3 protein-coding genes are annotated in these 3,478 nt (G+C 48.6%); 2 read left to right on the top strand and 1 reads right to left on the bottom strand.

Features of this window, described 5'->3' with window-relative positions:
- Positions 1-146: 146 nt before the first annotated feature.
- Positions 147-1,268, bottom strand: a complete 1,122-nt coding sequence (locus tag LLG96_19595; GenBank protein ID MCE5252411.1) for a DUF5009 domain-containing protein — start codon at positions 1,266-1,268, stop codon at positions 147-149.
- A gap of 704 nt (positions 1,269-1,972) precedes the next feature.
- On the opposite strand from LLG96_19595, the gene LLG96_19590 reads away from it, so the two are divergent.
- Both LLG96_19590 and LLG96_19585 read left to right on the top strand, forming a co-directional pair.
- Positions 1,973-2,830, top strand: a complete 858-nt coding sequence (locus LLG96_19590; protein MCE5252410.1) for an SPFH domain-containing protein — start codon at positions 1,973-1,975, stop codon at positions 2,828-2,830.
- Positions 2,831-2,840: 10 nt separating this feature from the next.
- Entirely contained in the window at positions 2,841-3,020 is a 180-nt protein-coding gene (locus tag LLG96_19585; protein MCE5252409.1) for an Arc family DNA binding domain-containing protein, read from the top strand.
- Positions 3,021-3,478: the final 458 nt, after the last annotated feature.

Genomic DNA, 3,478 nt, shown 5'->3' with positions numbered 1-3,478 from the left:
GGTTAAACAGTGACATAAGATTGTATCATGCCGAACTTGTTTCGGCATCTATTCCAAATATTAGTATCAATATTTATTCGCCGGAGCAATAAAAACAAATCCGCGTAAATCCGCGTTCTATTGAATCTTGTGAAAAGATCGGGTGCTCAGGCTTTCAGGAAAATTTTCCGGCGGTAGAGGAAATAGAGGAAAAGCCATTTTACCCCCAGTACGCAGCATGCCTGGAAGAACGGCCGGAAGCTTCCCAGGTTATCGATGAAACCGTGCACGAATACATCGGCGATATCCCCGAAATTGATCACCCGTGAGATAACATAGATTGTGATCGGATTCATTCCTATCACTACGAAGGGGAATGCCCATCGTTTGTATCCGCGGACATCGATAATCCAGTAGAAAAGCGCGAACACCAGCAGGCTCCAGCCGGCGGCAAACAGCACGTACGGGCTTGTCCAGAGAAACTTGTTGATGGGCACCGAGAGGCTCCAGACAAGGGCGAGGACAAGACACACAATACCCGCCGTAATCAGCCCGGTTACTTTCCTGTTCTTGGTAAAATCCGATTTCACCCAGTGACCGCTCAGCACACCGAGCAGGGTGGATGCTATGGCGGGGAAGGTGCCGATGATTCCGGTCGCATCTCCGAGTTTATAGTCGCCGTAGGTATAATGCCTGCCGGGGAGAAAGTTCTGGTCGAGATATACCCCGAGATTGCCGTCCGTCGTAAAATTACCCGCGCCGTATCCGGGAACGGGGACAAACTTCAGGACAGCCCAGTAAACGATGAGTATGGCGCCTGTCCACATCGCCTGACCCTTGATTTTCGTGTTCATGACGATCATCGCGGTAAAGAAATAACAGAGCGCGATACGTTGCAGCACGCCGCCGTACCGCAGCTGGCTTAAGTTGAAGTCGAAAAGATCGTAGTATATGAGCCCCAGAATGTAAATCGTAAGGGTTCGCTGGATAATATGCATATAGAGGTCTCTGCGCGAGTCTCCTCGGTCGAGACGTCTGGTGAGTGAAAACGGCATGCTCGCGCCGGCAAGGAACAGGAACAGCGGGAAGATGAGGTCCTCGAACCGGAATCCGGTCCATGATGCATGTTCGAGCTGTTTTGCAAGCGCCCCGGAAACGGGATTGTGGAACATTTTAAAGAGAGCCGAGAATACCTCTCCGCCGCCGATAATCCAGAACATGTCGAATCCCCTGAGTGCATCGATGGATACAACCCGTTCCTTCTTTATCGCCCCTGTGATAGACTCCATCTTTCAATCCTTTATACATAAAGCTTTCGTGTAATTTTTGCCGATATTTTCTTATCGTCCTGATAAACACTAAAAGTCTTGTGAAAAACACCACATGTCCTGATATAGGCTGTCAGGGGTCGGCACGAAGTGCCGATTTACATGGTGGCGACCCCCAAAAATCCACACTGAAATGTACAGTAACACATTGATTATAAAGAGAATATAGACTCTGGAACCCGGTGAAAAACAATCCCGTTGAAAAGCCCCGCGGTCACAACCGGTTTTCGGAAAAAGAATGGGTGCTGTCCGAACGAGCCGCAGGCTCGAGAGTTCACACATTCCCGAAAAACGGGCAGTGACCGGGGAAACAGGCTTTTCACGGGCGCCTTTTCCTTTGGATACTTTCCTTTGGGCGCGCAAAGGAAAGTATCAGATTATTAAAAGTGTTCTTGAAAAAATGGGGGTTGCCGGCGATTTACATGCCCTTGACAGCAACACAACAATAAATTTTTCCATCGGGCTCGTGAAAATGACACTTTTTCACAGCCCTCCTCATTGTACAAACTAATTTACGGTTGGGCAACTGTCAAATGCGGAGCAAGAAAAAATTCTTGACAAATGAACTGAAAAATCATATCGTATCGGATATTGAAATGATATCAATATGATATCATATGGTTTTTTTGAATGATGGTCGCAGAATGCACAAAAGGAGGCTTTCCATGGTTACGGAAAAAGTGAAGGTGCAGCACAATGGCGGGGCTGTTTTTTTCCTGTTTATCATTCTCCTGCTCTGTTCCGTGGCGGGGATTGTTTTCATACGGAATACGGGATTGACCGTATTTTTGAGCCTGTTTATCGGCTTTATGCTTTTCATGCTAATCGGTTTTTTTACCATAGAGCCGAACGAAGCTGCTGTGCTGCTTTTATTTGGTAAATACAAGGGTACGGAAAAAGAAATGGGTTTACGCTGGACAAATCCTCTCTATAAACGGAAGAAACTCTCCCTCCGCGCCCGTAACTTCGATGGCGAGAGGCTGAAAGTCAACGATAAGAAGGGTAATCCGATCGAGATATCCGCCGTGGTGGTCTGGCGTGTGAGCGATACTGCAAAGGCTGTCTTCGATGTGGAGAGTTTCACCAATTACGTGGAAATTCAGGCGCTGTCCGCGCTGCGGCATCTTGCAACCACCTATCCGTACGATACGACAGAAGAGGACACTGAAAGCCTGCGATCCTCGATCGATGCGGTTTCCGAAGCCCTGAAAATCGAGATTCAGGAGCGGACGATTGCGGCCGGTGTTGAAATTATGGAGGCCCGCATCAATCACCTTTCCTACGCCCCCGAAATTGCACAGGCCATGCTCCGCCGTCAGCAGGCAGAGGCGATCATCGAGGCGCGGCAGAAAATTGTCGATGGTGCCGTCGGCATGGTGCAGATGGCCCTCGAACGTCTCAGGGAGCAGAATGTTCTCGAGCTCGACGAGGAAAGAAAAGCAAACATGGTGAGCAATCTGATGGTGGTGCTCTGTTCCGAGGAAGCGACTCAGCCGATAATAAATACCGGCTCACTCTACTAAGGTTCGGTGCATGGGAGAGAAAAAGTCGATACTGCTGCGTATGGATCCGAAGCTCTGGAACGAGTTGAACAACTGGGCGCAGGATGAGCTGCGGAGCCTGAACGGTCAGATAGAGTATATTCTCCGCGAATCGGTCCGCAGGCGCGCAAAGCGGAAATCTGTTTTAGCGGAACAGGATGATGTGTTCTGACGCATGGATATTTCCATGAAAATGGAAGGAAAGAAATATCTATCCCGGATGATTCATAAACGTATTTATACGAAGTTGCTTTCATACAATAAAAAATCATATTATCGACCCCCTTTAGTTCCCCCCTAATAGGGGGGATACGGCAAAGCCGAAGGGGGTCATTCTTTAACTTTTGATGGCGAATTGGTATTTAAAAAGTGGGAATAGACCACGGATTTTCGCGGATATGGTGGATTTTCGCCGATTATATCGATATGTAGGGGCAATTCATGAATTGCCCATATAAATCTATAATCTCTTAAACGCCAGCGCCGTGGTTATCAGAACGATGCAGGCGACCGGGTACCACCAGAAGAAGCTGATGCCGAGCGCCTGGAGACCGAGCACAGCCCCGATGGAAAGAACCGTTCCGAGAAATATCCCGTTACGGGTTCCTTTGCCCGTGAGCGCGAGAAACG

The organism is bacterium, assembly GCA_021372535.1.
Classification (GTDB): domain Bacteria; phylum Latescibacterota; class Latescibacteria; order Latescibacterales; family Latescibacteraceae; genus JAFGMP01.
Note: the sequence above shows the minus strand (reverse complement) of the source record. Positions and strands in the feature narration are given on the sequence as shown.

Coding starts and splice junctions, on each gene's coding strand:
- LLG96_19595 (MCE5252411.1), bottom strand. CDS start 1,268: ATGGAGTCTATCACAGGGGCGATAAAGAAGGAACGGGTTGTATCCATC.
- LLG96_19590 (MCE5252410.1), top strand. CDS start 1,973: ATGGTTACGGAAAAAGTGAAGGTGCAGCACAATGGCGGGGCTGTTTTT.
- LLG96_19585 (MCE5252409.1), top strand. CDS start 2,841: ATGGGAGAGAAAAAGTCGATACTGCTGCGTATGGATCCGAAGCTCTGG.